The sequence below is a fragment of the Abyssogena phaseoliformis symbiont OG214 genome (assembly GCF_016592595.1).
Classification (GTDB): domain Bacteria; phylum Pseudomonadota; class Gammaproteobacteria; order PS1; family Pseudothioglobaceae; genus Ruthia.
In genome coordinates this window covers 1,488,431-1,514,756 of sequence record NZ_AP012977.1, presented here as the reverse complement: position 1 = coordinate 1,514,756, position 26,326 = coordinate 1,488,431, and the positions used below count along the sequence as shown (strand labels likewise).

Sequence of the window (26,326 nt, the reverse complement as noted above, 5' to 3'; positions counted from 1 at the left end):
CCCCTATGGCAATAAGCCAATTTGTTCCAATCCTAAGCCTTCATCAAGTCCAAACATGAGGTTCATGTTTTGTATGGCTTGTCCTGAGGCGCCCTTACCTACGTTATCAATAACCGTCATAATAATAAGTTTGTTGTTTGATTTTTGAATACCAATATGGCAATTATTCGTGCCTTTAACTGATTTGGTTTGTGGATAAATGCCAATTGGCAATATATGAACAAATTTGTTGTCTTGGTAGTGATTTTCAAACAATTCTTGTGCATCGATATCCTTTGTTAAATCAACGTAAACACTGGCAAGCATGCCCCGAGTCATAGGTACCAGGTGTGGGGTAAAGATAAAATCCACATCTGTATTTGCAATGTCTGTTAGCACTTGTTGTGTTTCAGGTTTGTGACGGTGTTGATTAACATTATAAGGCTTTAAGGAGTCGTTTACTTCGCAAAAAAGTGTGGCAATATTCGCATCTCTGCCTGCGCCACTAACGCCTGATTTGCAATCAGCGATAATGCTTTTTGTGTCAATGACATTTGCTTCAAGCAAAGGCTTAAGTGCTAGCGTGATTGCAGTCGGGTAGCATCCAGGGTTGGCAACCAAGGCGGCGTTTTTGATTTGTGAGCTGTAAACTTCAGGCAAGCCATAAACGGCATTTTTTAACAAAGCACTTTGTGTGTGTGCCATGCCGTACCATTTGCTCCATTCAGTACTGTCTTTAATACGAAAATCAGCACTTAAGTCAATTATTTTGATGCCTTTGTCTAGGAATTGACCAGTGCTATTCATAGCTACGCCATGTGGTGTGGCAAAGAAAATGACGTCGCACTTAAATAATGTCTTATCATTTGGCGCAATAAATTTAAGATCAACATAGCCTATTAGGCTGGGAAATTCTTCAACAACGGCTTTACCAGCATTTGCCCTTGAACATAGGGCAATAATTTTTGCACTTGGGTGGTTATGTAAAAGACGCATAAGCTCCAGCCCTGTGTACCCAGTAGCGCCAATAATGCCTACTTTAATCATATACTAGTGAGCTCCCAACATTTTTTCGAGATAGTGGATATTCATACCGCCTTTTTGGAAGGTTTTGTCATTCATAATTCTTCTTTGCAAGGCGATATTGGTTTTAATACCATCAATCACCATTTCATCAAGTGCATTTTGCATTTTGATAATGGCGCCTAGTCGAGTATCAGCAAAAGTAATCAATTTTCCAATCATAGAATCGTAATGGGGTGGTACGGTATAGCCATTATATATGTGTGAATCGACACGTACGCCTAAACCGCCAGCGACATGATATTGGGTGATTTTTCCTGGTGAAGGCATAAAATTATTAGGGTCTTCAGCATTAATACGGCATTCAATCGCATGGCCTTTGATTTTCACATCATCCTGTGTAAATGAAAGTGTTTGACCATCAGCAATGCGTATTTGTTCACGCACAATATCAATACCAGTAATCATTTCGGTGACAGGGTGTTCCACCTGAACGCGAGTATTCATTTCAATGAAATAGAATTCATCATTTTCAAATAAAAATTCAAACGTGCCAGCGCCGCGATAGTTAATGGCTTTACAAGCATCCGTACAAGCACTACCGATTTTTTGGCGCAATTCCGGTGTGGTGCCAGGTGCTGGTGCTTCTTCTACCACTTTTTGATGGCGTCTTTGCATCGAGCAGTCGCGTTCGCCTAAGTGCACAGCATTGCCATGCTCGTCAGCTAATATTTGAATTTCAACATGCCTAGGCGTGGTTAAAAATTTCTCCATATATACTTCGCCGTTGCCAAAAAAGTTAAGCGCTTCTGTTTTAGTTAGCTCAATCGAATCAAGTAGGTCGGCTTCTTTTTCAACCACGCGCATGCCACGACCACCGCCACCGCCAGAGGCTTTGATGATAATTGGAAAGCCAATATCACGAGCAAGTTTGGTGTTTTGGGCAGCATCTTCAGTCAAACCACCATCTGATCCAGGTACACAAGGTACGCCATATTTTTGCATGGCTCTAATAGCGGTAACTTTATCGCCCATGACGCGAATATTATCTGCATGTGGGCCAATAAAAATAAAACCACTTTCTTCAACGCGTTGTGCAAAATCTGCACTTTCAGATAAAAAACCATAGCCAGGATGAATGGCATCAGCGTGAGTAACTTCTGCAGCAGCAATCAGTGCAGGGATGTTTAAATAACTGTCTTTTGATGGGTGTGGGCCAATGCACACAGCCTCGTCAGACAAGCGCACATGCTTAAGGTTTTTGTCTGCTGTTGAATACACAGCAACGGTTTTGATACCTAGCTCCTTACAAGCTCTTAAAATTCTAAGCGCAATTTCACCACGATTAGCAATGAGAACTTTGCGAATTTTATTCATTGACGTCATTGAATGACGACTAGTGTTTGACCAAATTCAACTGCATCGCCATCTGTACATAAGATTTCAGTGACTGTTCCAGGTTGGTCTGCCTCAATTTGGTTCATGATTTTCATGGCTTCAACGATACAAATTGTATCACCTTGGTTGACGTGTTGACCAATTTTAATAAAAGCATCAGACGTGGGCGATGCTGCGCCATAAAAAGTACCAACCATAGGTGAAGTAATCGGATGACCATCTACTGTTGGCGCACTATCTTCAGATGGTACTGCCATTGTAGGAACTTCTGCTGGCGCTACTACAGGGGCTGCTATTGCTACTGGTGCGTTGCCATAGCGCGAAATACGCACGGACTCTTTACCCTCAACAATTTCAATTTCACTCATGCCAGATTGTTCTAGCAATTCCATTAATTTTTTTACTTTACGGATGTCCATTCATGACCTCTTTAATTGTTGAATATGTTGAATTGCGGCTTGTAGTGCAAATTCATAGCCTTGGGCGCGAAAGCCTGAAATGACGCCTTGTGCAATGTCTGAAAAATAAGATTGTTTACGGAAGTCTTCACGCTTATACACATTAGACAAATGAACTTCAGTGAACTCAATACCTACAGCGAGCAGGGCATCACGCAAAGCGACTGACGTGTGTGTGAAAGCTGCAGGGTTGATAATGATATATTGAACGCCGTTATTTGTAGCGTTGTGAATATGTTCAATCAATCCTGCTTCTGAATTGTCTTGATGGTGTTCAAGTATAAGTCCAGCATCGTTTGCTATTTTTGCAAGATTACTGGTAATGTCATCCAGTGTTTGTGCGCCGTAATAATCAGGCTCGCGAGTACCAAGCAGATTAAGGTTAGGACCGTTTAATAAAAGAACATCCATTTTGTTAACAAGAAAAATTTAAATAAAAACGATTTTACCACCAATACCGTGTACGATAGTTGGTTTTATCCGCATTTTCGCTTATTTTATTTGGTTTTATTGAGGTGGCTGAGAAAGTCTTGTGCGTTAATCTCGCCAATAATTCTTTGCGAGCGATTTTCAATATCATTGTTGAAAAACAAAATAGCAGGCGGGCCAACAAGACCAAATCGTTTCATTAATGCTTTATCGTTGGCATTGTTTTCAGTCACGTCGGCTTGAAGTGCAATGACATTAGCCATAGCCATTTCGTTAACCACACTGGCATTAGAAAACACAAAGCGCTCAAGCTCTTTACAAGAGATACACCAGTCAGCATAAAAGTCTAGCATAACAATTTGGTTGTTACTCTTCGCTTTTGCTAGAATTTGGTCTAGCTCATTCACCGATTTGACGCGTTCAAATTTTATATGGACTGATTCAGTTGTTATACTTGACGCCCCCCAACCTGATAGCGGTTGGAACATATCGCCACCACCACGTGCCACCAATATCCAAAGCAAGATACCATAGCCCAGTATGATTAAGCCTAATGCTTTAAAGATACGTTGCCAAGGGCTTGAAGTGCTTGTTTGTGTGCTCAATGCACCCATAGCAATTGGTGATATGGTAGTGAGCATCGCCCATAATACAAGTGACGTAAGGGGTGAGATGATTCTATCAAGTAGATAAATTGCTACGGCTAGCATTAAAATACCAAAGACGTATTTAATATTATCCATCCAGCCGCCTGCTTTAGGCAGTTTGCTTATGCCTGCGCCAATCGCAACAAGTGGCGCGCCCATACCTAAACTCATTACAAACAGCGACAACCCACCTAATAATGTATCGCCAGTTTGCCCAATATAAATCAACGCACCTGCTAGCGGTGGCGCAACGCAAGGCCCCACAATGAGCGCTGATAAAAATCCCATAATAGCCACACCAATTAAGTGCCCACCTTCTTGGCCATTGCTTATTTTTGTAATTTTTCCTTGTAAATTGGCAGGCAGTTGGATTTCATAATAACCAAACATAGAAAATGCCAAGGCGACAAAAATCAAACTAAAAATAGCCAGTATCCAAGGGGTTTGGAACAACACTTGTAAATTTTCACCAAAATAGCCTGCCAATACACCCGCAATTGAATAGGTTATGCTCATGGACAATACAAATACAATGGACATAATTAGCGCTTTTTTAGTGCTAACTTCGCCTTTTTGACCCACAATAATACCTGACAGAATTGGAATCATTGGAAACACACAAGGGGTTAATGACAGTAATAAGCCAAAGCCAAAGAAACTTGCTAATACTAGCAATATGTTGTCTTGTTGAAGTAGCGCAGTAATTTGGTCGGTTTCGTTTAATTCAACTTGCTCGATACTAGGCGCTTGTGGCTTTTCAGGTGCGGTATTGATATTAGAGTCGTCAACCTGAGAAAGCAACGTAATGTCTTTGGTTTTTTCTTGTGGTGGATAGCAAACACCGCCCTCCCAGCAGCCTTGATATTTAACGATAAAAGTAATTGGTTGATTACTGACATTAATAAGCGGAATCTTAACTTCTAATACGCCTTTATGAACCTCAATTTTGCCAAAAAACTCATCGTCTTTAATTTTTCCTTTTGGAAAAACAATATCGCCAAATTTTGCCCCTTTGATATCAAAGAAAAACTTATCATGATATAAATAATATTCTTGATGAATAGTCCATTTTACTAGTAGCGTATTGGCATCAATTGCCACCACTGAAAATTTAAATGCATCATCTGCAGGTAGAGGCTCATCAGAGATTGGAATGATTTTTTCAACAATTGATTGCGCCTTATTAGTGACTCGTGAAAATAGATTAAATACATTATCAGTCAAGGAGGTCGAGCGCATTGAGCCGATGCTAAGCGCAACTGATTTAGTAATAGGTGGGTAACAAACGCCCAAATCGGCACAACCTTGATAACTAACAGTTAATAAAATAGACTCGGTATCGCCTTTAAGCACAGGAACCACCACCACGGCATTATCACGATAAACCCCAATTTTGCCAAAAAATTCATCATTTCTAATCTTTGCTGTTGGGAACTTAGCATTGCCTAACTGGGCTGAAAAATCAGCAGAAATCTTAATTTTTTCTTTATAAAGATAGTAACCTTTAGCAATATCCCAATTAAGCAGTATCTCGTTATTAACCACGCTAGCCTTAAAGACAAACGCCTTATCTACTGGTAATAAATCATCTTCTACCTGCACTAATGAAAATGCGGATAATAATAAAAATAAGGGTAGTAATAAACGTTTCATGCCTCTTTCCTCAATGTATCAATTGTGCCTTAGTATGTTATACGCTTAGTTGCAACAAATGAAAATTGTATAAAACCTCCATCAATACGAGTAATTTCATTGTCCTCATTGAATAAGACAATGCCAGATCAGTAGTTAAGCTTGAGTTGTTGCGGCCTAGTCTTTAGGTGTGGTTTGATTGCCTTTATTACCAATAATAGCTTGTGTGGCATCAACATTAAAACGAACCACACTAAAAGCGTTAAACTCTATTGACGACAGCGCTGTCTTTGAGCGTTGTGTTATAAAAATAAGCACAAGCGTCGCAACCTTTATCTTCAAAAATTATGGCTAATGGTGTTTTAAGGGCGGAAAAACCCTTAATTTTTTGAAACATTTCGTGGCTTTGTGGTTGGCGATCGCTCGTTTTTTTAGTCGTTTCAATATATTGTGCTAAGGTTAATTCTGTATATGCTTTGCTATATACATAGTCTAAAACTTTTTTCAATTTTTTAGGCTTGCGATAGCTATTTGTTCGTGCTACCACCTCATTTTTTTGATTTAAAAAAAGCACAGTCGGTGTATATTGCACTTCGACTTGTGCTGCCAGTTCTTTCTCACTCAACGGTTGATTTTCATTAATCGCCACTTCTTTCTCGCCTCGAATATTAATAGCAATCACATCAAAATGTTGTTGAATAAATTTTTTAAGCGACGGTTGATTAAAATCTTTCACCATTTGATCACAATAAGGACATTCATCTAAATGAAAGAATAACAACACATGTTTATTACTCTGCTTTGCCTCATCAGCATCGTCAGCAATTTCTAAAAAACTGTCTTTAAATCAAGGCAGCATTGCATGAGACACACCACCAGTAACTACGCCTGATTTTATTGGCGGTTGTGCATTGACAATATCAACAAGCATTGATAAAGCAAGGATAGCAAACTTTAGATTAAAAACTTTCATAAATACCTCATTACGATTTCTTAAAGCCTATTATGTTTATTTCTGTAAACTGCTGCTCTTTGATTTAATATCTGAATATTGATTAATGTACTGGTAAAAAGTTGGCAATAATTTTTTCAAAGTGAGGGTTTGTTTTGAACAAGTGCTCATTCTTGTCTAGCTAGTGTTTTATTTTGCTTGGTGTTTATCAAGATTATAATTACCTTTTGGCTGATTATGTTTGGCTTTTCGCAATGTCTTTAACGCTAATTCATACCGACCAACTTTATATAAGTTGCGAGCTTTTCTAATGAAAAATTATTCTCCCAATAAGTCAAATTTTTATTCTCAACCCGTATATTTAAAATAGGCGTGCCTATTTTATCATAACTATAGGCTAGATTTTTTAGCACGGTTTGTAAATCTTGATGATAAATAATGCTATCAGCCATGTTCAAATATCTAATTTTTTTGGTGTCAACGAACGAAGCCAAAATACCAATCAATGATAATATGTAAAATAAAGCATTTTTTTGTTGATTTTTGGCACATCTAATGACCGCTTGAATTAAAAAAAATACAACCAAAATAAACAACACAACGCCAAATAGCCCCAACTCAACCAACAACTCTAATAAATCATTATGTACTCGCTGATAATCTATTGTACCTATGGTATGGAACCCTTTCACCATTTCGTTATGCATAAAACTACCAGATCTACGCCAAAAAAAGCGAGCTATTGAACATATCAAGCGCAATCGCCCAAATGTTAAAACGTGAATAATTGGCGTTGCTGTAATCACCCAATGCGGTGATTGTGGCTTGATTAATGTGGTGCCAAAATGGTTCAAAACCACTGGATGAAAAATTAATCATAATCAGTAGAAACAGCAATGCCACAAGGCTGTCATAAGTTTTTTCTGGATCCCAATTAAGTTTAAATCTACCAGAAAATAGTAATATAAAAATTACCAAGAGTCCAAATGACACCGCAAGCCATACTGCATGTGTTTGAGTATAAAGCACAAAAATCAGCACTAAGGATATTGCAAAAGTTGCCAAATAGTGTTGATAAGATCTTTTGAGTATTATGCAAAAGATATAAACCCAATGGCAAAATAAACACGAATGGTTGTGCGGACATATTTTTATTGCCAAATGTTGCTGCGGGATTAATTGAGCCTTGCAACATAGGGTAGGAAAATAAATGTTGCGATATGCCTATTAATACAATGAGCACAGCAGAAGTCACTAATGACAAGGTGACAAGATTAAGGCTTTTTGGTTGGTTGTTAATCATTCTTATTAACATAAAAGCAAAAAATACAATCAGCTATAAAATTGCAACAAACACAGCAAATGAAGTGACGTACGCTTTAACAAAGAAATAATTATAAAAACTTGTGTCAAACCAAGGAGCGGACAGCGTGGCGATAATCAATATAGAAAAGACCAATAACGCATGCTTTGTATTGTTATGCATACAAAATCAACAACAAAGGAACTTGGCTTTTGGCCATTATGGCGGCATTAATAATGGCGTTTATTTTTTACACCAAAACCAGAGGCGCATGGCTTAGTATTTTTATAGAGTTTGTTTTAATTTTAGTCTTCTTAATCGCTCAACGAAGACGACTAGCATACTGGTTTTTTGGAATAAAAGTAAAAGAAATGCCAGTATATTTGTTGTTGCACTATGTCTTTTTACTGATTAACTTCTCCAGTGATGGTTGGACACCATTCTGGCATGAGCTTTCTTCCGCCGTTTCTACAATTGGTGAAGACGCAATCAATAGTGAATATTCTCGTTATCAAATTTGGCAAGTGGCTTGGCACATGATTAAGGATTCTCCATGGTTTGGCACGGGCCTCGGTACTTGGTTTGACAATGAAATTCAAGGTGGTTATGGTTCGTGGAATGTATTGTCCTACCAAAAGAGTGCACAACGACACGTTAGAGATCGGCGTTGATCTTGGGTTTGTTGGGCTGGGTTTATTTTTTATTGTTGTTGTGGCACTTTTGTCCGCACTTTGGAAGATAGTTAAACTAGAAGACAATGCCAATGCATGGTTTTATTATTTACTATTTGTATGTTTAAGCGCCTTATTTGTAAATATGCAATTTAGCTTTCCTCACCAGTTGGCAATGCCAGCAGTTTTGTTTGGTTTCTATGCTGGATTTCTTGCTAAGAAATCAGAGCAGTTTTTGCCAAAAAATAAGACTAACTGAGCTAAATTTCAGTCAAACTCTATGCCAAATTATATTTGGATTTTGGGTGTTTGTTTTTATTATTACCAGTGGGTTGGGCTTTATTCTACTTTGAACAACATGAATCAAACTTTAAAATTTAGCCGCTTGAACAACATAAATCCACTTGTTTACCACTTAGAAACTCAAAATATATTAGGCTTTTTGCCGCAACTTCATTTTAAGCGTCAAAATTATCAAAACGTTATTAAGCTTGAAGAAAAAATACTAATGTACTGGCTTGATGCAAACGATTCACTGTATCGATATGCTTATGCGCTGTTTAAGCAAAAAAAATATGACCAAGCGTTAAAAATAGTAACAAAATTAAAAGAAACAAGCGCCTATAGGTTCATATAGGGCAAACGTTATTGAGCTAAAAATTTATCAACAAAAACAAGATACTCAAAAGTTTCAACAAGCATTTGAAGAGCTTTATTTTCAAAAGGAAAGTTTTTTGGCGTTAGATGAGCCTAGTTACCGTTTTTTGCTTGCTTTTAGTGTTTCTTATAGTGGTCTGCAAAAACACACATTGGACTTATACCAAAAATATATAAAGTACCAGGGCTATCAATGTTCAGTTGAAAATAATATGATTATATTTTATATTACAAGAAGGAATAATGAAAATGCTAGTGTACATTTTGATTTGGTAATGAAGAATAAGAGTGCAAATTGTCCAAATCCTAAGCTTGTTAGTAATATGAAGATGAAAATTTTAAGGTAAAATTACGGAGATTTTTTTTGATTTTCAATTATGATGCAAAAAGCAAGAAAAGTTTGAAGGCGATGATAAATTTTATTATTCTACCTATCTACCTATTTAAGCGATATATACTCAGACTCAGAGGCACGATATAGTGAAAAAGATATCTCTTATCAAGAGCAAGATAAGCAGCACGAAAAATTTCATTGGTCACTGAAGCCGCTGTTCAATATTAGAACAGATTACCATTATAATGTGTATCATTATTAGCTCGGTACTTTTTTCATCTCAAATTAACAGCAGTCCAAAGTCAGAAATTTTTAGAGTGGGTGTTGTCATGCCCCTCCTAATGTTTTTGATATCAAAGCTTTGTAATTACCCTTGGTCGGTAGTTTCGTTGATAAACGAGTTATTTTTGAAGATTTTATTAAGAATATTAAATCAGAAAGGATGGCCAAACGGTTTTCAAATGATAATCAGTTTTACCCAAAGTTAAAGATTAAACGAAGGGCTCGGATTGGTGAGGACACTGATAGTGTCATGGTTTCAATAGATATTAAAAAACCAGAAATTACCAAACAACGGTTAGATGGCTTCTTGTCATTTTCTGCTAGTTAAACAGTTGCTTTGTTGATTAGAAATTCTGCAAAAAAAATCAATGATAAAAAACAGGATATTAAATTCGAAATTGATACTAGGTATGTTGAGGCACAAGGAGGGGATAAAGAGTTAGGCAGAAAAATAAATAGATATGAGCAGGCATTAAAAATAGCTAAAAATAAAGGGATTGCCACTTCTATTGGGGTTGATAGCCTGTCAAAAGAAAGCCGTTCTGGTGATTTATTGTACCTTCAAGGTTATTGGCAGCTTGATTCTGAAGTTGACAGAATAAGATTTGCTATTGACAAGCAAGAGGTTGATGCGGATTTTGAACAACAGGAATTAGAAAGACTTAAAAGACGTACCTCCTAGTTCTGATGACATTAAAGTATTTTCGCTAGAGCGAGCTTTAAAAATAGAAGATTTAAACCTAACAAAAGACAAGCAAGCGGTTTGGGATGTTGTTGGTGGTTTTATAGGATTGATGTTAGGCATGATTATATCCCGTCCATTTAGGCGCAAGAAAATAAAGTAAGTGCAAAAAATGGCTTTAAAAAATATTTTTTTATGCTTATTGTTGCTATTAGCAACAAGCACCACTCTTGCCGCCAAAAAACAGCTAATTGAGGAGGCTAAAATAGCTAAAGCCATTGAAGCAATCGGCTATTTTTAGAAAATTTCTAAAAGCTCTAAACGTCAAAAATAACAACGAAAGTGCAACCAGTATTCTTCAAATTTGTGAATACGCATAAACCACCGCCATTAAGCATGATTTTTATTTTGAGAAAAAAGACCCTTGGGGGCTTCCGTGGACATTTGGTACTAAAAATGGAAAATTTTTTGTTGACAGTGTTAATTATAAAAAATACCGAGAAGAGCAAGCACTAAAGACCGGTAATATTAAAAGTAACCCTTATGCTAATTCTGGCTTTGGAGAAGAGGTAAAAAGCAGTGAAAAGTTACTAGAATCTGATGAAGAAATTGGCAGGTCTAGTAAGCGTGATCGCATAAGGGCTGGACAATATGATTGTCAAGGACTACTTATTGAAACTAATCAGTTTAGTTTAGATTGTCATCGAATATCTTTTGACAAAGGTGCCAAAGTTGAAAAAGAAGTGAGTGCCAGTATTTATTATTCTGGCGATAAGTATCTATTAGGTTTCAGTGAAAACAGCACAATTAAGAGTTTAAATATTGCCAATATTCAAAGTGCTGAATTGATACTGGATATGGACAAAGTATCAGAATTTAACCCTCTTAAAACTGATTCACTTAAGGATGTTAGCGACGCTAATTTAGAAAATATTGTTGCAAAAAAAATCAACGATAATGATATTGTTACATTAGATATATTGCCAGAAATTGCTGTTGTGTATAGCAAGATTGGTAGCGATAATAAAATTAAAATCGATGGCATTGAGCGCAATAAGGGCACGATAGCTATTGCTACTAGCGATAATCAAAATTACGCAACCTTGACAACCTTAAAAGATTTAAATACTAGAAATATTAAAATTGGCAAACCGGATAATATTTTAGTTAAGAATAACAATTCTATATCAGTAAAAGATGATGTTGCTGTTGCTGGCAATATTTACAGTAGTGACGCACTCAGCATTGGAGATATAAACCTTTCAAGTGTTGGCGGAGGAGAAGTTTCTTATAAAGATAATATAAAAATTCAGGACTTAACGATTGGTGTAGTCGCTAATGACATTGAAAATGTCCACTCTTGATGCTGCTAATTTGGTTTTTAAAGGCAGAAGGTATTAACTTTCAAACCGATATGACTAGTACTGCTGCTTATTCATTTGGCAATAACAACACTTTAATTTTAGATACAGTTAATTCTAGCGCAGGTATTGGAAAAAATCCTAGTAGTGGTTACACCTTGGATGTTAGTGGAACGGCGACAGCCAAGTCAATTGAAGCTGAGAAAGAAATCCAAACCAAGGTTTCAGCACAAGGAGGGCTTTTTTCTTTACATACTGATGCAAATAATATGAATTGGTTATAGTATTAATGATTTAAGTTCGTTGCCTGACCCTGATGATATTGGTAATGGCTCCTTAGCTTTTAATTCTAGTGAAGGTGAGATGTACATTAAGGATAGGATTGGGTGGCAAATATTTCCATCAGATGAGAAATTGGTACACTTGGGTTGTGATACAAAAGCTTCTACAATGTCTATTGGAACAAAGGATTCATATTCTTTTGAGCTTATTACCAATGAAAAAGTTGCAATGGTTTTGGATAAAGATGGTAATGCCACTTTTAGTGGTACTGTTACCTTGGGGGTAATGACATAGTTAATGTTAATAGTTTATCAGTCAATACCATCAAAGCAGATGCCACGGTTTTAGAATTAAATGATGGCGAGGAAGATGCTTTAATTATTGAAAGTGGCGCGATTGAGTATTTAAAATTTAATACCTTAAATAAAGAAATATTGTCTAGCAAAACCACAACGTTAGGCGAGAATATAATTCAGGGTAATTGCTTTAACATTAGTGGCGGTTCTATTGATGGTGTTAGCATCGGAGTTGACACGCCAGCATCTTTTTTTAAAGTGGGCAGTTTAACCTTTAGTAAAAATACCATTAGGGCTACGAATGTAAATGGTATTAATTTCTCGAATAATGATATTATTGCAGGGTCATTTACTTTTTCGACTGCTAGCAATCTTGATTTTACAGCCGGTAATTTGATTGATGCAGGCGATGTTAAGCTTGATAGTATTAATGCTCAAACAGGGTCAGGCATAGATATTAATCTTAAAAACAATCAAGCCAGCGCGCTTGTTGTTAGGCAAGGCGTTAACGAATATCTAAGGTTTGATACAGTAAATAGCAAGATAGTTGTTTCACAGAACTTAGAATTAGATGCCAACATTAGTGGTTTAAATTTTACTATTACTGGTGGCAATATTGACAACACCATTATTGGCGCAAACACAGCAGTTTCTGTAAATTTCACCAACTTGTCTTTTGATTCCCAAGTCGGCGCATCTGATTTTAAATAATATTAATGCTGGTAGCATTGATGGGGGTAGAGCTTGGCACGAATACCCCTATTACTAACATTAGAGTTGGTAGTTTAACTTTGAGTGGCAATAACATTACTTCGATAACTGATATTAGTTTTGGCAATAATAATCTAAGAACTGACAGCACTTTTAAAGCAGATTTATATCTAAGCACTGGCAAAATTGTTGATATTAATAATATGGGCCTTAATGACATATCAGCCAATACTAATGTTTGGGCTATTACGCTTAAGGACAATCAAAACCAGGCATTAGCCATTGGGGGTAGTACGGATGATTATTTAGTGTTTGATACTGACACATGCAAGTTATTCTTAAGCCAAAATGGTAATAATTTAAACAATTTTAAAATGTCATCAGGCACAATTGATATCAAAACTCACCATTGGCAGTAACAATCCAATTGAGTCAATCAGGGTCGGTAGCTTAACGTTAAGTGGCAGTAGTATCAACTCTACCGGTGATATTGATTTCGGTAGTAGCAACCTTATAACCACTGGAACTACAACCGCAGAAGGGCTGGTATTTACTGGCGATTCAGGAAATATTGGCAATGCTGATGATATCCAACTGAAAACTTTAAGTGCTAATGGCAACACCATGACTTTTAAGCTGACTGATAACTAGCCTAAAGCCTTGGTTATTGGTGAAGATACTAATAATTATCTAACCTTTGACACCACTGATGGTAATGAAAAACTCATCACCGGCGGTAGTATCAGTGGTATTGATGGCATAACTCTAATCAGCAGTGCCCGAATTGGCGATATTAACATCACTGGCAATGTGATTAGCAATGCAATTGCTACAGACATTGATTTTTCTGGAGACAATTTGACTAATATTGGCACAATCGGCACAATAGCACTTGATTTAAACAGTGGTGATATTACCAACGTTGATGGCATTGTATTAAACACTTTAAGTGTCAATGGTAGTACCATGGCCTTTAATTTAACCTCTGGACAAAGTATAGCGCTAGTGATTGGTACAACTGGCAACGAGTATCTAACCTTTGACACCGACAATCAAAAACTCATTATCAACAAAGCCGTAGAGCTAGATGGCAGTGCTATCAGCGGTTCAAACTGCATCATCACTGGCAACGTGATCAGCAATGCTGTATCTGGTGCTAGTACAGGCATTAATTTTAATGCTAACAACCTAACCAACATCGGCACAATCAGCGCAACAGGATTTAATTTAAACAACAATGATGTTACTAATGTTGGCGACACTTCACTTAATTCAATCACTGCTGATGGTGCTGATATTAACATCAACATTAATAGCGGTAGTTTTAAGGTTAATACGGATACCCTGGTAGTTAATAACTCTACAGGTGTTAGCATTGCTGGAGACCTAGATGTAGTCGGCGCAGTAACGATTAATGGCGATACTGGCACTGTACTTAAAATTATCACCTCAGTTAATGGAGTCCTACTGCTATGGTTTCTTTTTATGATACGCCAAACCCTTAAGTAGGTTCATTACAGGTATAACGGCTCCAACTTCTCATTAGTCAACCTGTCTGACAGAAGAACTAAACAAGACATTCAAAATACCAACATTGATGCCATACACATTTTATCTAATCTTAGAATTGTAGATTTCCACAGAAAGAGCAATCCTAATGGTGAGTTAGTCACTGGTTTTATTGCTCAAGAAGTCCAAGCAGTTTATGCCCCAATGGTGTCAAATCTTAGCCCAAGTTTGTTAGGTGTTAGTGAAGCCAGGTTGATTCCTGTCTTAGTTAAAGGCTTCCAGTTGCAACAAAACAAAGTCGATGAGTTGTCTAAAGCATCTACCATTAGCAATGAATCAATTAATCTAAACCAAGCACTTAGCATCAATAATAAAATAGTGATCGATAAGGATAATAACTTATATGCCAATAGCCTAGAGTTGAGTACTGATATTAATATCAGTGGCAATGAATTCAATATTAAGTGTTCAAGTGAAATAGGTAATTTAATCAGTATTAAAACTGATAAAACAGCTGGCAGCGGTGCACAGGGTTATTTATCGGTTAAGGGCGTTTATTTGTCGGATGGTAATGTTTGGGCAAGCAATATGGCGTCTAAGTTTGATGTGTTTGAAGTAGAGTCAAATATTAGCAAGTGTAATAAAAGATCAGACACTGGTAATATTGGTGTTTTAGTAAATAGTGAAAAGTTCTATATTTGTACAGGTGCAAAAGGTTGGCATAGAGATGGAGGACGTCTAGAATGAATTTAGGTATTAAAATTATTATCGCCATTGTGCTTGGCGTTGCAGTTAATTTTTTTTGGAAAACCAACTGATGCAGTTGTGATTGATAATCAGTATCATTTATCCAAAAACTATTAGAATAGGCAATAATATTGCTGTTCTTGATTTAAATTTTAAGAAAAAAGATATTAGTATTAAGGCACTGGTTTTTAAGATTGTGTCTTATCAAGAATTTCTTGCCTAATTGGCAGTAAAAATTGCCATGGAATTTCCAATATTTTCATAGTATAGCATAGAAGATGTTTACAACAAAAAAAGGAAGTGTATTGTAATGAAAGTTTTAAAAACAGTTGGCATTGGTTTTATATCAACCAGTATCTTAGTTAGTGGCTGTAGTGATTATTCAGCAGAGAATATTAAAAATCATAGAGAGAAAGTTGCTGTTGTCAGTAGTAATTATCAAGATGCCGCACCCAAAGTTAAAAATTACCCGGTTATTGAACAAGAAGTTGAGTTGTTTAATAGAAAGGTCACCCTGACGATTTTTAATCAGGCTGTTAAAAACAGTATTGCCAACTTTGGTTGATGAGGTTAATTATAGCGAAGGCATCAATGCGAACGTGCTGGTTTCTTTGGAGGTAATAAACCTTGCTGTAAACCAGGCTTTGCATCAAATACTAAAACCTGTTGGGCTTTCTTATACTCGAACGACTGGCGGTATTTTAGTCATTAAACAAAAACGTATTACTTTTCGTGCATTTAATCAACCGCTAGATGTTGTTTTAAATACCATACTAGGCGATATTTCCTATATTGTTAGAGACGGGGCGCTGAAGAGAGTTTGAAAGCGTTGGTGAGTGTTGAATTCAAAGACTTGCCAATTGAGATGGCACTAGATAGATTGCTAGCACAACTTAATATTGTTTGGAAAAAAGAAGCAAAAAGTTATATTATTTTCCGTGACAAAGAACAATTATTTACGGTTAGTTTTCCACTGATTGAACAATCATTTAATGTCAGTTCTTCAAGGGAAGAAACGAGTACTAAGACTTCTAAGGACAAAAACGACAAAGCAATCGATTTTTCTGCCGGTAAGGCCATTTCTAGTGGAGGCACTGCTACTTTGAGTAATCTAACAGCAACCATTGAAAAGTTTCTAACCGATAGTGGCCGAGTTGTTATTCATAAAGAACTGGGTATGATTTGGGTAAAAGATAGAGCCGATGTTGTTGATAGAATTGGCAATTTTCTAGTAAGTGTGAATAAATCTATGTCTAGATCAGTTTCAATCAGTGGTGTTATTACCGAAGTTGACTTAACTGAAGAAGAGAAATTTGGTGTTGATTAGACTGTAGTTGCTGGTGATTTAACTCGTGTTGGCGCTTCAAGAGCCTCTACATTTGGCGGGGTCAAACGGTGCTAACTTTACATTGGCCTGGACAAAAGGCGGCAATACAACAAGGTCTTATACCAATGCTTTAAAGAAATTTGGTGATGTTGCAGTTATGTCTCGTCCTTCTATTCGCGTAGCTAACAATACAATCGGTTCACTAACTGTGGGTAAAACTATTTTCTATGCGGCAGGGGTGACTCTAGCACCTCTTCATCTGATATTACTCGGTATACATCAAATCTTAAATCTTTACAAACAGGGCTTAATTTTTACCTCTTGCCACATATTATTTCTGATACAGAGGTAATTCTGTATATCTCTCCAGAATTAACTTTATTGGAGGAGATGCGTTTAGTTAGCAGTGAAGGCGTACCAAATATAGAAGCGCCAACCATCAGTATGCGTTAAACTCAAACCGTTGTGCCAATACGTAACGACGAGAGTTTGGTTATTGGTGGCTTGGCGGTAGAAAGCAGTAAAAAGAAAAATTCTACAACGCCAGGTTTAGGTAGCGTATCTTTCCTTGGTAACTTGTTTCAAACCAAGAATGAGTCATCAGGCGTTAGTGAGTTTTCACTAATGGCTAATAACAATTTAATTGAGTTCTCACCTAAAATTGTTGTAATATTTTTTGTGAGTTTGGTGGTTTATATCAGCTCAAGTTATTATAAAAACAAGTAATGCAAAACAATAGGGGTTTTGCTATTAAACTTTCCAAAGAGTTGCATAATAAGGCTGGTTTGGCGGTAAAAAATAATAACTTTGATCCAATTATGCCAGCCGCTCTTTTAAGAGTATTATTCATTACGTGTATGTTAGTAAAGATAATAATAAATACACCATTTATTTAGATTGATGAAACTTAAGGATAAATTAAAATTTATATTACCACTTTTGTCAATTGCTTTACTATATTTAAGTTATTTTCAATTTGTTGATGGTTATAACTTTAGTAAAAAAATCAGTAAAATTAGTCAAAGTGATACGAAATTAATGCAAGAACTGTTAAATATTGAAGGCAATTTGAAACTTAATTCAATTGATAAAAGTATGCAAATTTTGAGAAATTTACTTCAAATATTACTTGATAAATTTAATATCTCTAATATTAACGAAAATACTATAGCTGTAGAGGGTATCAATAGAATTGGACAGTTTAAGGATATTGAAATTACTGTTAAGGTGACTTCTGGCAACAGGTTTATTTCTTACAACAAGTCAACAAAAACATGCGCGATTTTGTTGTGATTAATCAATTAATCGGAAGTAATGCCCAGGCATTATTCAATACAAGGATTTATGGACGTGCAAACTAATACCAAAACATTACTTATTTATCTTTATTTCATTTATTTTAGTAAGTTCAGTCACTTCTTTTATGCTTAATGCAGATTTTGAAAAATCTGCTAGCAAGGATAGTGAAGTTATCTTGTTTAATTTAAAAGTTTTGAATGAAAAGATTTCTGATATAGAGCAAATAGTTAAATCAAATGCTGGCAAGGTTAAATTAAAAGATAGGCTTGATCCAAATTTAGTCGTAGAATTTGGCGATGACGATGTTTTTTTACAAAAGATTACTGTTTTAAAAAAAACAAATTGTTAAACGACGTTTAGAAGGTGAAGTAATAAAATTAGAAAATTGCCAGAGATAACATTATTAGTAATGTTGATATTTATCATAGTCTCTATCAGGCAAACATTGCCTCAAAGGTTTTTGAAATAATAATAAATTCAAGCAGTGGTACTGCTGTTATTCGTGTTGATAGTAATGTAGTCAGCGTTAAAGAGGGAAGTAATATTAAAGGTTTTATTGTTCGTAAGATTAACCCAGACTCTGTTATTGTAGGCAGGGAAGACGGTGATAATGAAGTACTGGGGCTTAACTATTTAAGTAATAAATTATATCAAGAAAAAAAGGATAGCAAAGATGTTAAATAATAATAAAAAACTCTTAATTTTGGCGATATTATTGCCAATTGCATTTTTTAATGCAATTGTTGTTGGCGTTGGGTAAATCGGGCAGTGTTATGTTTACAAAATAAACGATGTATTGATTTTAGTTTCAGAGGGCGATGTAATTGACGGTTGTATGGTTAAATTAGGTAGCGGTTTGCAATGCTCACAACAAAATAGTAATATTAACAATGAAAATGCGTTAAGGGATTTAGCTAAAAAGCTAAAACGACTAAGTTTAATTCTAGACAAAAATAAATCATTGGAGTCTCAATTAGAGGAGAAAAATGATGAAATTGATAGAATTAAACTAATGAGTAGTAAAAAGATAATTCAAAAAAACAAAAAGATCAGTCAGCTTAGTCATTATTTAAACCCTACGAGGCATTGATTTGTTGCGTTTATTGGGCTTAGTTTTTCTTTTTAGTTTTCCTGATGTTGGCTTTTCTAAGGTTGATTTTTTTCAAAGAAGTTTTACAGAAACTACATTTGATCATATTGTAAATATTACAATAGCAAGTCAGAATTTTTTTAATGATATTGGGCATTAGCTAAATTCAATCGAACATTTAGTGGGTATGAATTATTTAAAAAGCACACCTCATGGCTATTCTTTGTTAAATAAAAACGGCAATCTTGATATTGCTATTGACAATAACGGTAAAAATAACGCCAGCTTAGAGAAATATTTTTTAAAATATACATTTGATAAGAAAATGGGTAAGATTTTGGCGCCAGTCAGTGGGGATGACAAAATAAACGATAAATATCATGCTTTTGGGGTTTGTTCCAATTTGTATTGTTTGTCTTAATTAGAGCTTTTTTAGTGTAAATTTTTTTTAGAATCGCAGATGAAATTTGTGATTAAATAATTTTTAAAAAAATAAGGATAGAGAAATGTTTAAAATGGCTATTTTTTTGTGCTTTACTGGTTTTATTAGCAAGTGGTTGTCAATCTAAAAGCGGCATCGTTAAAACTTTTGTTATATCCAAGTTGGATCATACTAGATATAGTAGTAAAGAATTGGCTGGAATGCACAATAAAGCGAAGCGGTTTGTTACCTCTGGAGAGGTTTAAAAGGCGGAGGATATCTTACAAAAAATATCCAATTATCATCAACCCTCTAATAAACTACTAAAACGTTTAGAAGCGCCTTTTAATCTAGCACTTAAGTCTGTGGAAGACTGCATTCAAGACTGGTTACTTAGACCAACTGAAGTTGACACCTATTCAGCTAAGAAAACCAAGCCACCTAGCTATTCCTTCGCCTGCAATTATTGCTAAAGGTGAATTTGAAACAACAAAGCAATTTCGTATTAGGCTAGCACAAAGGAAAAATATTTATCAAGAAAAATTAAATGCAATTAAACAGAGTTATATTAATAAGGTTGGTGTTTATAATACGGCAATCAAGTCTTATAACAATGAGATATACTGGGAACAGAAAAGACGACAAGAACAAGTTACCTCCTCTATGCGTTCTAGACTTTTAAATACCGCTATTAATGAAATATTAGGCACACTAAGATTGATCAATGTTAAATATTATGCAGATAAAGAAGTTTTTACTGCTAGAATTGTTGCATTCGGATGATGCAGTTTATTATGATGTGGCTGTTCCTGTTGCCATTAGTGAGACGCAGAATTTTAAGAATGATGCACGTAAGTCAAAAATTCTAATTAAGATGAACCTGGATGGAAAAATTAAGCCAGTTAATTTTAAAATTAAAAATCCTGAGAAAACTTATACGGTATATTTGCTAGACTCAAAAGATGCAGATTCGCTAACTAGACAAAGAAGTGTTGGTATTACAGAGATTGGTCTAAACGATATTAAGATTAACAAAATTGATTCTCTAAAAGTTGATCAAATAATTGAAGGCAATAAACAGTATTTTAGAAAATTTTAGGTAACTGTTGATAGAGAGTTAGGTGTGTCATATGATTGAAAGCAGTAAGAACTATTTTTGGTGGGTGTATTGTAAGTGAAAATTCATCCGAGAGTGCCTTGTCTGCAAATGAAGAGTGTGTTGATGATTTTTATATTAGTGATGGCGAAATTACTAACGCCCAGTACAATAAATTTCTATTAAATACAGGAAAGTCAGATGAGGTGATTGCTGAAAATGCACAAAATCCTGTTGTTAATGTTAGCTGGCAAGAGGCGGTTGACTTTGCTAAGTGGATGTCAAAAGAACACCAAAAATACTACATGCTACCAAAGTCCATCCATTGGAAATACACAGCTAATGCTAACGCTCTGAGCGTTAAGAGGAATACCTGCAGCCAGGTAAATGTTTATTATTGCAACAATCAACCAGAGTCTATAATGTCTGTTAAATCTCTAAGCCCTAACCTATGGGAGTTGTACGATATGCTTGGTAATGTTTGGGAGTGGGTTATTGATGAAAGCACTCGAAAGAGAGTTGCCAAAGGCGGTAGTTGGAAATCTATTAGTGCAAAATTTGTTGATTTAAACTATCAATATATACCCAAGTCTGAAAAATCAGATGAAATTGGTTTTCGTATTGTAATGATTGGTTAGTTTTATTATTCTATACTGCTTATCTAAATCTAACGGGTAAGTTTTTTCCTCTTGTAAATTTCATATTAATACCGCCTTTTTAGATTTATTAGAAAGGCGTGTTTGATAAAATAATAATAAATAAAGGTGTTATATATACGGTATTGCTACAGATAATCGTTGTTATAGGGGATGGGCAACGCAATAAAAAGTAAAACAACGCACCTTAAATCACAATATTTTATTTGAATAAATTAAAATTCTAAGTATGGTTGGGTGCTTTATTTGAGCGTGGAGTAAAACCAAGATAGACGGCACCTAACAAAAACTTGTGACAAGTTTAAAACTATTTTCTAAAATGGAGTTTTATCCCGCTCAACCAATCTACGTTATAAACTTGATTTGAGTAGTAAGCCATCTTATTACTCACTCTGTTATTAGAGACTTGCTTGAATTGTGGAAACTTATTACCTATTGGACTACCACCACCATTGCTGGGCGAACTAAGCGACCATTTAAAGTAAAACCAAATTGTACGACTTCTAAAACAGAATTTGAGTTTTTGTCTGGCATGGGTATCATGGTCACGGCTTCGTGTAATTCTGGGTTAAAGGCTTCACCTTTTGGGTTAATCATTTCTACGCCAAATTTTTCTAAGGTTGATAGAAAAACTTTATCGGTCATTTCTAACCCTTCAACAATATGCTTAACGGTGGCCTTTTCTTCTTGTGCAGTTTTAATGCCCATGCTTAACGAGTCTTTGACTTCGAGTAATGCTTTGACAAAAGCATCCAGTGCAAACTTGTATGCATTTTCAACATCTTTAGCGTTGCGGCGTTTGAGGTTCTCCATTTCTGCTTGAGACCTTAAAAGTTTGTCCCAATTATCTTTGGCAGATTGTTGCGCTTGGGCTAGTTGTTCCTGCAAATCATCATCTTTAGGTGTTTGCGAGGCAGCTTTAACGGCGGCTTCAATATCCTCTTTTTCTGTTGAGGGGTTTTTTTGGTTCTTATTTTCTGGTTTCTTTTTTGTCATTTTGTTGCTCAATTCATGTATATTTGTTAAAAGTATTGATTATGGATAAGATCAAAACTACCCACAAAGTGCTTGATTATAATGGTGACTCTTTTAAAGAATTCAATCTTAATGATTAACAAATATGTTTAACACAATTGGCATTATTACCAAACCTAACGATTCTGTGAGTGAAGATACAGCTATTGAGTTGCGTGAATTTTTATCAATTCAGGGCGTAGGTGCGGTGTTTGACGATAAAAGCATTGCTCAACAGGCTGACTTGATTATTGTTTTAGGCGGTGATGGCTCACTACTTAATACGGCACGTAGTTTTGTTGATAACAATATCCCAATTTTGGGTATTAATCTTGGGCGGCTGGGCTTTTTGGCAGATGTGCCATTAACAGGCATGTTTGATATCGTCTCTGAGGTTTTAAATGGTGAATACACCAAAGAAGAGCGCTGTCTGCTGTCTTGCCAAATAGAGCAAAATAACGAAGCATTAGACAATTTTTTAGCATTGAATGATGTGGTTATTCACCGAAAAGAGCATTTAAAAATGGTTGAATTTGATGTTTATATTGATGACAAATTTGTCAATAATCAACGCGCTGATGGTTTGATTATTACCACACCAACAGGATCAACTGCTTATGCACTATCCAGTGGTGGTCCTATTATGCATCCAGGCGTGAACGCTATTGGCTTGGTATCAATTTGTCCGCATACTATGAGCCATCGTCCTTTGTTGGTGCCAGGTGATAGTGAAGTGGTGATTCAAGTGAAAGATTCAGATGATGGGGCGATTGTTAGTTTTGATGGGCAAACTTCGGTTGCTATTAAAGCAGGGCAGAATATTCATGTGCGACAGCACAGTAGTTTTATTCATTTATTACACCCTAAGGATTATGACTACTTTGAGATTATTCGCTCTAAATTACACTGGGGTCGCAAGTTTTAATCAAAATGCTGTCTCAATTAAGTGTTAAAAATTTGGCTGTTGTTGAAGTTCTAGATTTATCTTTTAAGCAAGGCATGAGTGTTGTTACGGGTGAAACAGGCACAGGGAAATCCATTCTTTTACAAGCTCTTAATTTGGCATTGGGTGGTTGTAGTGATGCTACTTTGGTGCGTTTTTGCGCAGATAAGGCTGAAATCAGTGCTAGTTTTGATGTGGCTCATTATCCAAAAATTCAAAACCATCTTCAGGCGCAATTACTAGAAGATGAGGGCGAGTGCATTTTGCGTAGAGTATTGAATGCTGATGGTCGTTCAAGGGCGTTTGTTAATGGCATTAATGTACCTTTGTCAGTGATGCGCGGTGTCGGTGAATTGTTGGTTGATATGCATGGTCAAAACGAGCATCAACTTTTATTGCGCCCCAATCAACAACGGCAATTATTAGATATGTACGCTGATACGCAGGCACTTTGTATTTCGCTTAATTTGGTCGTGAATGCACACAAACAGGTGAGCGAGCAAATTAAGGATCTGAATAATAACCATCAAATGAAGTTGCAAAAATAAGAGCTGCTCACTCACCAACTCAAAGAGTTAAATGATGCCGTATTAAGTGAACAGGAGTTAAACACGATTGAGGCTGAATTTAAGACCAATGCAAATGGTACGCACTCGCTTGATGAGCTTGCCCATCAAAAAAGGCAACTGCAAGCAGATTACCAAGAAAAAGCAGCGCACTTAAGTAAAATTAGAACCAGCAAGGCGCATGAGTTATCAAATTTAGTCACACAAACCATGCAAGTACTGGGCATGCCTGGTAGTGAGTTTTCATCTGCCTTACCCTCCAAGTCTGATGGCGTGCATTTAAATGGTACAGAGTCGGTTGATTTTTTAGTCAAAACCAATATGGGGCAAGATTTTAAGCCTTTAAAAAAAGTCGCCTCAGGCGGTGAATTATCACGAATTTCATTAGCCATTTCAGTGATTGATAGTGACAGTGAATACACCCCTACTTTGATTTTTAATGAGGTGGATATTGGTATTAGTGGTGCAGTGGCCGAAGTTGTTGGGAAAAAACTCAAACAATTAAGCGAGTATTATCAAGTCATTTGCATTACTCATTTAGCACAGGTTGCTGCTTTTGGTCATCAGCATTTACGTGTGCAAAAATCACAAGATAAAGACGGCGTACAAACCACAGTAACGCAGCTATCTAGCAATGAACGTGTGGATGAGATTGCGCGTATTTTAGGGGGTGCAACCATCACCGAGAAAGCTCGAAATGCTGCTGCAGAAATGATTGGAATGAGTGTTTAACGCCTGAATTCAGGCGATGTATTGGCTGGAATATGACATCTCCATAATCAGAACTTCACCTGGAGGTCTGCTCGCATATGTACCAGTTTCAAGCCATTGTTCAAAATCTTTGCCATAAAAACCCTGCTAGATACAATAAATCATCTTCAGGATGATTATGGCTTTTAGCGTCAAAACAATTTGCACAATAGCCATCTTTGAATTTAGATAGCTAAGTGTAACCACCAGAGACTAGATCTTTAGAAAAGGAAAGCTCTAGAATATTTCTATTTGAGCCGTTAACCTCCTTTCCATTTTCCAAGGCTTTAAGAATCAAGGGGATTCTAGTAGGTGCTTGTAGATTTCATAGCGACTCTCTTTAGAGTCGCAAACAGAATTAGAGAGGTCTATTTTTTCTTTAAGCGTTCAATGCCTAACATTTTAAAAATGTATTTTTGATAGGCAGGCTCTGAGTTGCCTGTTTTCATGTTGCGAATGAAGAATTTTTCAAAGGCGATTTTAGCAAGGTGTATTATTTTGCCTTTTTTAGCCCAAGTGACGTTTCTAGGTGGGATTTGTGGCATGGCAACAAAGGCTATGCCTGTATCGCCCATGTCAGCAATACAAACGGCATTCCAGGTTGGAATATGAGAAGGCGCTTTATCGGCAATCATTTCTTCAATATTATGTACAACAGCGGTGACCATGGATTCAATCATATAGCCTGTTTTTGGTGTGCCACACATAACAGGGGTTGCTTCAACAGGCGGAATGGCGATATTCACACCAATTGAAAAAATATTATTTTTAACAGGGGATTGTTGATAATCATTCACCATGACAAAGCCACGTGGATTGACAAAACCTGCATCTACATTGGCTAATTTTGCAACTGTATCAACACCTTTAAAGGCTGGCAACAGCATGGTATACCGGGTGGCAACTTCAATGGTTTTAATCATTTCTCCTTCGTCATTAACTTGGTCTACCGTGACAGTATCAGCAGTGATATTAGCCACTTTAGCATTGGTAATCCACTTGATATGGCGTTGTCTGAATTCTGATTCTAATAAACCTTTTGAATCACCCACACCGCCCAAACCTAGATGGCCAATGTAGGGTTCTGCGGTCACAAAGGTGATGGGACATTTATCACGAATGCCTCGTTTTTTAAGATCAGTATCCATGATGCATGCAAATTCATAAGCTGGACCAAAACAGGAAGCACCTTGTACAGCACCCACAACAATTGGACCACCGCCATTGGCACAAAACTCTGTCCACTTTTGACGTGCTGATTCGGCATGGGCAGTGGTGCAAATTGAAACGCTATAACCTTCAGGACCTAAACCTTCAACCTCATCAAAGGCTAATTTAGGACCTGTGGCTAGCACTAGATAGTCATAATCTACAACTTGGTCGCCAACTATAACTTGATTATCATTAGGTTTGATTTCACTGGCCTCGCCGATAATCAACTCAATATCTTTGTGTTTCAAATGAGGTTCAAGTAAAAAACTAATGTCTTCTTTGCTACGCCAACCAACTGCTAGCCAAGGGTTTGAAGGAATAAAGTTAAAGTTTGGATTATTGGAAATAACCGTTACCTTGTGATCTTTTCCTAATGTTTTTTTAATATCATAGGCAAAAGGCAGTCCGCCTGTGCTTGCGCCAATAACAACAACATGGACCATATTTCTCTCCTTAAAATGAGTCAATTATCCTGATAATGCGCACACTTGTCAAATATATCACAATGTGCTTATATTGTTAATTATAACAAGGCGTGATTTAATTGATTAAAGCCACAAAAAAACGATTTTTTTATAAGTCAGACTAGTATAATCTTA

39 protein-coding genes and 1 pseudogene are annotated in these 26,326 nt (G+C 36.2%); 29 read left to right on the top strand and 11 right to left on the bottom strand.

Translation table 11 applies throughout. The annotated features are described in order from the left end of the window. Window positions 1-3: 3 nt before the first annotated feature. From argC to CVPH_RS09630, 9 genes are all read right to left on the bottom strand, one after another. Window positions 4-1,026: an N-acetyl-gamma-glutamyl-phosphate reductase gene (gene argC / locus CVPH_RS09665; RefSeq protein WP_201341498.1), complete on the bottom strand. Its 1,023-nt coding sequence runs from the start codon at window positions 1,024-1,026 to the stop codon at window positions 4-6. Between the two features lie 3 nt (window positions 1,027-1,029). Next, window positions 1,030-2,379, bottom strand: coding sequence for an acetyl-CoA carboxylase biotin carboxylase subunit (gene accC / locus CVPH_RS09660; RefSeq protein WP_201341497.1), 1,350 nt, complete (start codon window positions 2,377-2,379; stop codon window positions 1,030-1,032). A 5-nt stretch (window positions 2,380-2,384) separates the two neighbouring features. Further along, a complete protein-coding gene (accB, locus tag CVPH_RS09655) occupies window positions 2,385-2,819 on the bottom strand; it encodes an acetyl-CoA carboxylase biotin carboxyl carrier protein (protein ID WP_201341496.1) in 435 nt (144 codons plus the stop codon). Further along, on the bottom strand, window positions 2,820-3,269 hold the full coding sequence (gene aroQ, locus CVPH_RS09650; RefSeq protein ID WP_201341495.1) for a type II 3-dehydroquinate dehydratase: 450 nt from the start codon (window positions 3,267-3,269) through the stop codon (window positions 2,820-2,822). An 86-nt stretch (window positions 3,270-3,355) separates the two neighbouring features. Continuing rightward, window positions 3,356-5,587, bottom strand: coding sequence for a protein-disulfide reductase DsbD (locus tag CVPH_RS09645; protein ID WP_201341494.1), 2,232 nt, complete (start codon window positions 5,585-5,587; stop codon window positions 3,356-3,358). A gap of 241 nt (window positions 5,588-5,828) precedes the next feature. Beyond that, window positions 5,829-6,392 carry a thioredoxin family protein gene (locus tag CVPH_RS09640; RefSeq protein WP_225879836.1) on the bottom strand — a complete coding sequence of 188 codons (564 nt, stop codon included), beginning with the start codon at window positions 6,390-6,392 and terminating at the stop codon, window positions 5,829-5,831. 21 nt (window positions 6,393-6,413) lie between these two features. Further along, window positions 6,414-6,539, bottom strand: coding sequence for a hypothetical protein (locus CVPH_RS10895; RefSeq protein WP_281064645.1), 126 nt, complete (start codon window positions 6,537-6,539; stop codon window positions 6,414-6,416). A gap of 245 nt (window positions 6,540-6,784) precedes the next feature. Further along, window positions 6,785-7,213 (bottom strand): hypothetical protein, encoded by a 429-nt coding sequence (locus CVPH_RS09635; RefSeq protein WP_201341492.1) that lies wholly within the window; start codon window positions 7,211-7,213, stop codon window positions 6,785-6,787. A gap of 25 nt (window positions 7,214-7,238) precedes the next feature. Then, window positions 7,239-7,559: an O-antigen ligase family protein gene (locus CVPH_RS09630; RefSeq protein WP_201341491.1), complete on the bottom strand. Its 321-nt coding sequence runs from the start codon at window positions 7,557-7,559 to the stop codon at window positions 7,239-7,241. A 179-nt stretch (window positions 7,560-7,738) separates the two neighbouring features. On the opposite strand from CVPH_RS09630, the gene CVPH_RS10420 reads away from it, so the two are divergent. The 26 genes and pseudogenes from CVPH_RS10420 (at window position 7,739) to CVPH_RS09510 (ending at window position 21,224) form a co-directional block, all read left to right on the top strand. After that, a complete protein-coding gene (locus tag CVPH_RS10420; RefSeq protein ID WP_225879720.1) occupies window positions 7,739-7,912 on the top strand; it encodes a hypothetical protein in 174 nt (57 codons plus the stop codon). Window positions 7,913-8,042: 130 nt separating this feature from the next. Then, a complete protein-coding gene (locus CVPH_RS09625) occupies window positions 8,043-8,492 on the top strand; it encodes an O-antigen ligase family protein (protein WP_201341490.1) in 450 nt (149 codons plus the stop codon). 358 nt (window positions 8,493-8,850) lie between these two features. Next, window positions 8,851-9,129, top strand: coding sequence for a CDC27 family protein (locus CVPH_RS09620; protein WP_225879719.1), 279 nt, complete (start codon window positions 8,851-8,853; stop codon window positions 9,127-9,129). A 727-nt stretch (window positions 9,130-9,856) separates the two neighbouring features. After that, window positions 9,857-10,093 (top strand): hypothetical protein, encoded by a 237-nt coding sequence (locus tag CVPH_RS09615; protein ID WP_201341488.1) that lies wholly within the window; start codon window positions 9,857-9,859, stop codon window positions 10,091-10,093. Between the two features lie 9 nt (window positions 10,094-10,102). Next, on the top strand, window positions 10,103-10,447 hold the full coding sequence (locus CVPH_RS09610) for a hypothetical protein (RefSeq protein WP_201341487.1): 345 nt from the start codon (window positions 10,103-10,105) through the stop codon (window positions 10,445-10,447). A 743-nt stretch (window positions 10,448-11,190) separates the two neighbouring features. Then, a complete protein-coding gene (locus CVPH_RS09605; RefSeq protein WP_201341486.1) occupies window positions 11,191-11,811 on the top strand; it encodes a hypothetical protein in 621 nt (206 codons plus the stop codon). Then, window positions 11,811-12,092: a hypothetical protein gene (locus tag CVPH_RS09600; RefSeq protein WP_201341485.1), complete on the top strand. Its 282-nt coding sequence runs from the start codon at window positions 11,811-11,813 to the stop codon at window positions 12,090-12,092. The genes CVPH_RS09605 and CVPH_RS09600 overlap by 1 nt, the downstream gene beginning before the upstream one ends. A 19-nt stretch (window positions 12,093-12,111) precedes the next feature. Then, window positions 12,112-12,384, top strand: a complete 273-nt coding sequence (locus CVPH_RS09595; RefSeq protein WP_201341484.1) for a hypothetical protein — start codon at window positions 12,112-12,114, stop codon at window positions 12,382-12,384. A gap of 140 nt (window positions 12,385-12,524) precedes the next feature. Then, window positions 12,525-13,097: a hypothetical protein gene (locus CVPH_RS09590; RefSeq protein WP_201341483.1), complete on the top strand. Its 573-nt coding sequence runs from the start codon at window positions 12,525-12,527 to the stop codon at window positions 13,095-13,097. Between the two features lie 5 nt (window positions 13,098-13,102). Next, window positions 13,103-13,516 carry a hypothetical protein gene (locus tag CVPH_RS09585; protein WP_225879718.1) on the top strand — a complete coding sequence of 138 codons (414 nt, stop codon included), beginning with the start codon at window positions 13,103-13,105 and terminating at the stop codon, window positions 13,514-13,516. After that, window positions 13,488-13,748: a hypothetical protein gene (locus CVPH_RS09580; RefSeq protein WP_201341481.1), complete on the top strand. Its 261-nt coding sequence runs from the start codon at window positions 13,488-13,490 to the stop codon at window positions 13,746-13,748. Before CVPH_RS09585 ends, CVPH_RS09580 begins: the two co-directional genes overlap by 29 nt. Window positions 13,749-13,757: 9 nt before the next feature. Further along, window positions 13,758-14,606, top strand: coding sequence for an autotransporter outer membrane beta-barrel domain-containing protein (locus CVPH_RS09575; protein ID WP_201341480.1), 849 nt, complete (start codon window positions 13,758-13,760; stop codon window positions 14,604-14,606). 42 nt (window positions 14,607-14,648) lie between these two features. Next, a pseudogene (locus tag CVPH_RS11345) lies at window positions 14,649-14,801 on the top strand (tail fiber domain-containing protein); the annotation flags it as partial. 9 nt (window positions 14,802-14,810) lie between these two features. Further along, entirely contained in the window at window positions 14,811-15,353 is a 543-nt protein-coding gene (locus CVPH_RS09570; protein ID WP_225879717.1) for a hypothetical protein, read from the top strand. 82 nt (window positions 15,354-15,435) lie between these two features. Continuing rightward, window positions 15,436-15,576, top strand: coding sequence for a hypothetical protein (locus tag CVPH_RS09565; RefSeq protein ID WP_201341479.1), 141 nt, complete (start codon window positions 15,436-15,438; stop codon window positions 15,574-15,576). Window positions 15,577-15,663: 87 nt separating this feature from the next. Next, window positions 15,664-15,918, top strand: a complete 255-nt coding sequence (locus CVPH_RS09560) for a hypothetical protein (protein WP_201341478.1) — start codon at window positions 15,664-15,666, stop codon at window positions 15,916-15,918. After that, window positions 15,911-16,177, top strand: coding sequence for an STN domain-containing protein (locus CVPH_RS09555; RefSeq protein ID WP_225879716.1), 267 nt, complete (start codon window positions 15,911-15,913; stop codon window positions 16,175-16,177). Before CVPH_RS09560 ends, CVPH_RS09555 begins: the two co-directional genes overlap by 8 nt. A gap of 8 nt (window positions 16,178-16,185) precedes the next feature. Next, window positions 16,186-16,680, top strand: coding sequence for an STN domain-containing protein (locus CVPH_RS09550; protein ID WP_201341476.1), 495 nt, complete (start codon window positions 16,186-16,188; stop codon window positions 16,678-16,680). A gap of 465 nt (window positions 16,681-17,145) precedes the next feature. After that, window positions 17,146-17,406, top strand: coding sequence for a secretin GspD/PilQ domain-containing protein (locus CVPH_RS09545; RefSeq protein WP_201341475.1), 261 nt, complete (start codon window positions 17,146-17,148; stop codon window positions 17,404-17,406). 174 nt (window positions 17,407-17,580) lie between these two features. After that, window positions 17,581-17,973 (top strand): hypothetical protein, encoded by a 393-nt coding sequence (locus CVPH_RS09540; RefSeq protein WP_201341474.1) that lies wholly within the window; start codon window positions 17,581-17,583, stop codon window positions 17,971-17,973. 130 nt (window positions 17,974-18,103) lie between these two features. Beyond that, on the top strand, window positions 18,104-18,328 hold the full coding sequence (locus tag CVPH_RS09535; RefSeq protein WP_201341473.1) for a hypothetical protein: 225 nt from the start codon (window positions 18,104-18,106) through the stop codon (window positions 18,326-18,328). 447 nt (window positions 18,329-18,775) lie between these two features. Then, window positions 18,776-19,069: a hypothetical protein gene (locus tag CVPH_RS09530; RefSeq protein WP_201341472.1), complete on the top strand. Its 294-nt coding sequence runs from the start codon at window positions 18,776-18,778 to the stop codon at window positions 19,067-19,069. Window positions 19,070-19,256: 187 nt separating this feature from the next. After that, window positions 19,257-19,490, top strand: a complete 234-nt coding sequence (locus CVPH_RS09525) for a hypothetical protein (protein ID WP_201341471.1) — start codon at window positions 19,257-19,259, stop codon at window positions 19,488-19,490. A 408-nt stretch (window positions 19,491-19,898) separates the two neighbouring features. Then, complete coding sequence (locus CVPH_RS09520; RefSeq protein ID WP_201341470.1) at window positions 19,899-20,273, top strand: hypothetical protein; 375 nt, start codon at window positions 19,899-19,901, stop codon at window positions 20,271-20,273. Further along, window positions 20,257-20,589, top strand: a complete 333-nt coding sequence (locus tag CVPH_RS09515) for a hypothetical protein (protein ID WP_201341469.1) — start codon at window positions 20,257-20,259, stop codon at window positions 20,587-20,589. Before CVPH_RS09520 ends, CVPH_RS09515 begins: the two co-directional genes overlap by 17 nt. Before the next feature lie 35 nt (window positions 20,590-20,624). Next, window positions 20,625-21,224: a formylglycine-generating enzyme family protein gene (locus CVPH_RS09510; protein ID WP_201341468.1), complete on the top strand. Its 600-nt coding sequence runs from the start codon at window positions 20,625-20,627 to the stop codon at window positions 21,222-21,224. Between the two features lie 450 nt (window positions 21,225-21,674). Here CVPH_RS09510 and grpE read toward each other — a convergent pair whose 3' ends face one another. After that, the gene (gene grpE, locus CVPH_RS09505) at window positions 21,675-22,238 is read right to left on the bottom strand and encodes a nucleotide exchange factor GrpE (protein ID WP_201341467.1); all 564 of its coding nucleotides are present in this window, start codon (window positions 22,236-22,238) and stop codon (window positions 21,675-21,677) included. A 124-nt stretch (window positions 22,239-22,362) separates the two neighbouring features. On the opposite strand from grpE, the gene CVPH_RS09500 reads away from it, so the two are divergent. The 3 genes from CVPH_RS09500 to CVPH_RS10405 all read left to right on the top strand — a co-directional run bounded on the left by CVPH_RS09500 (window position 22,363) and on the right by CVPH_RS10405 (window position 24,497). Next, on the top strand, window positions 22,363-23,181 hold the full coding sequence (locus tag CVPH_RS09500) for an NAD(+) kinase (RefSeq protein ID WP_201341466.1): 819 nt from the start codon (window positions 22,363-22,365) through the stop codon (window positions 23,179-23,181). 5 nt (window positions 23,182-23,186) lie between these two features. Beyond that, a complete protein-coding gene (locus tag CVPH_RS10410; RefSeq protein WP_225879715.1) occupies window positions 23,187-23,747 on the top strand; it encodes an AAA family ATPase in 561 nt (186 codons plus the stop codon). 228 nt (window positions 23,748-23,975) lie between these two features. Continuing rightward, window positions 23,976-24,497, top strand: a complete 522-nt coding sequence (locus CVPH_RS10405; RefSeq protein WP_225879714.1) for a DNA repair protein RecN — start codon at window positions 23,976-23,978, stop codon at window positions 24,495-24,497. A gap of 386 nt (window positions 24,498-24,883) precedes the next feature. On the opposite strand, the gene CVPH_RS09490 is transcribed toward CVPH_RS10405, so the two are convergent. Continuing rightward, the gene (locus tag CVPH_RS09490; protein ID WP_201341465.1) at window positions 24,884-26,170 is read right to left on the bottom strand and encodes an NAD(P)/FAD-dependent oxidoreductase; all 1,287 of its coding nucleotides are present in this window, start codon (window positions 26,168-26,170) and stop codon (window positions 24,884-24,886) included. Window positions 26,171-26,326 lie beyond the last annotated feature (156 nt).

Coding starts and splice junctions, on each gene's coding strand:
- argC (WP_201341498.1), bottom strand. CDS start 1,026: ATGATTAAAGTAGGCATTATTGGCGCTACTGGGTACACAGGGCTGGAG.
- accC (WP_201341497.1), bottom strand. CDS start 2,379: ATGAATAAAATTCGCAAAGTTCTCATTGCTAATCGTGGTGAAATTGCG.
- accB (WP_201341496.1), bottom strand. CDS start 2,819: ATGGACATCCGTAAAGTAAAAAAATTAATGGAATTGCTAGAACAATCT.
- aroQ (WP_201341495.1), bottom strand. CDS start 3,269: ATGGATGTTCTTTTATTAAACGGTCCTAACCTTAATCTGCTTGGTACT.
- CVPH_RS09645 (WP_201341494.1), bottom strand. CDS start 5,587: ATGAAACGTTTATTACTACCCTTATTTTTATTATTATCCGCATTTTCA.
- CVPH_RS10895 (WP_281064645.1), bottom strand. CDS start 6,539: ATGAAAGTTTTTAATCTAAAGTTTGCTATCCTTGCTTTATCAATGCTT.
- CVPH_RS09635 (WP_201341492.1), bottom strand. CDS start 7,213: ATGGTGAAAGGGTTCCATACCATAGGTACAATAGATTATCAGCGAGTA.
- CVPH_RS10420 (WP_225879720.1), top strand. CDS start 7,739: ATGCCTATTAATACAATGAGCACAGCAGAAGTCACTAATGACAAGGTG.
- CVPH_RS09625 (WP_201341490.1), top strand. CDS start 8,043: ATGGCGGCATTAATAATGGCGTTTATTTTTTACACCAAAACCAGAGGC.
- CVPH_RS09620 (WP_225879719.1), top strand. CDS start 8,851: ATGAATCAAACTTTAAAATTTAGCCGCTTGAACAACATAAATCCACTT.
- CVPH_RS09600 (WP_201341485.1), top strand. CDS start 11,811: ATGCTGCTAATTTGGTTTTTAAAGGCAGAAGGTATTAACTTTCAAACC.
- CVPH_RS09585 (WP_225879718.1), top strand. CDS start 13,103: ATGCTGGTAGCATTGATGGGGGTAGAGCTTGGCACGAATACCCCTATT.
- CVPH_RS09570 (WP_225879717.1), top strand. CDS start 14,811: ATGGTGTCAAATCTTAGCCCAAGTTTGTTAGGTGTTAGTGAAGCCAGG.
- CVPH_RS09560 (WP_201341478.1), top strand. CDS start 15,664: ATGAAAGTTTTAAAAACAGTTGGCATTGGTTTTATATCAACCAGTATC.
- CVPH_RS09540 (WP_201341474.1), top strand. CDS start 17,581: ATGAAACTTAAGGATAAATTAAAATTTATATTACCACTTTTGTCAATT.
- CVPH_RS09535 (WP_201341473.1), top strand. CDS start 18,104: ATGCTTAATGCAGATTTTGAAAAATCTGCTAGCAAGGATAGTGAAGTT.
- CVPH_RS09525 (WP_201341471.1), top strand. CDS start 19,257: ATGAATTATTTAAAAAGCACACCTCATGGCTATTCTTTGTTAAATAAA.
- grpE (WP_201341467.1), bottom strand. CDS start 22,238: ATGACAAAAAAGAAACCAGAAAATAAGAACCAAAAAAACCCCTCAACA.
- CVPH_RS09500 (WP_201341466.1), top strand. CDS start 22,363: ATGTTTAACACAATTGGCATTATTACCAAACCTAACGATTCTGTGAGT.
- CVPH_RS10410 (WP_225879715.1), top strand. CDS start 23,187: ATGCTGTCTCAATTAAGTGTTAAAAATTTGGCTGTTGTTGAAGTTCTA.
- CVPH_RS10405 (WP_225879714.1), top strand. CDS start 23,976: ATGCAAGTACTGGGCATGCCTGGTAGTGAGTTTTCATCTGCCTTACCC.
- CVPH_RS09490 (WP_201341465.1), bottom strand. CDS start 26,170: ATGGTCCATGTTGTTGTTATTGGCGCAAGCACAGGCGGACTGCCTTTT.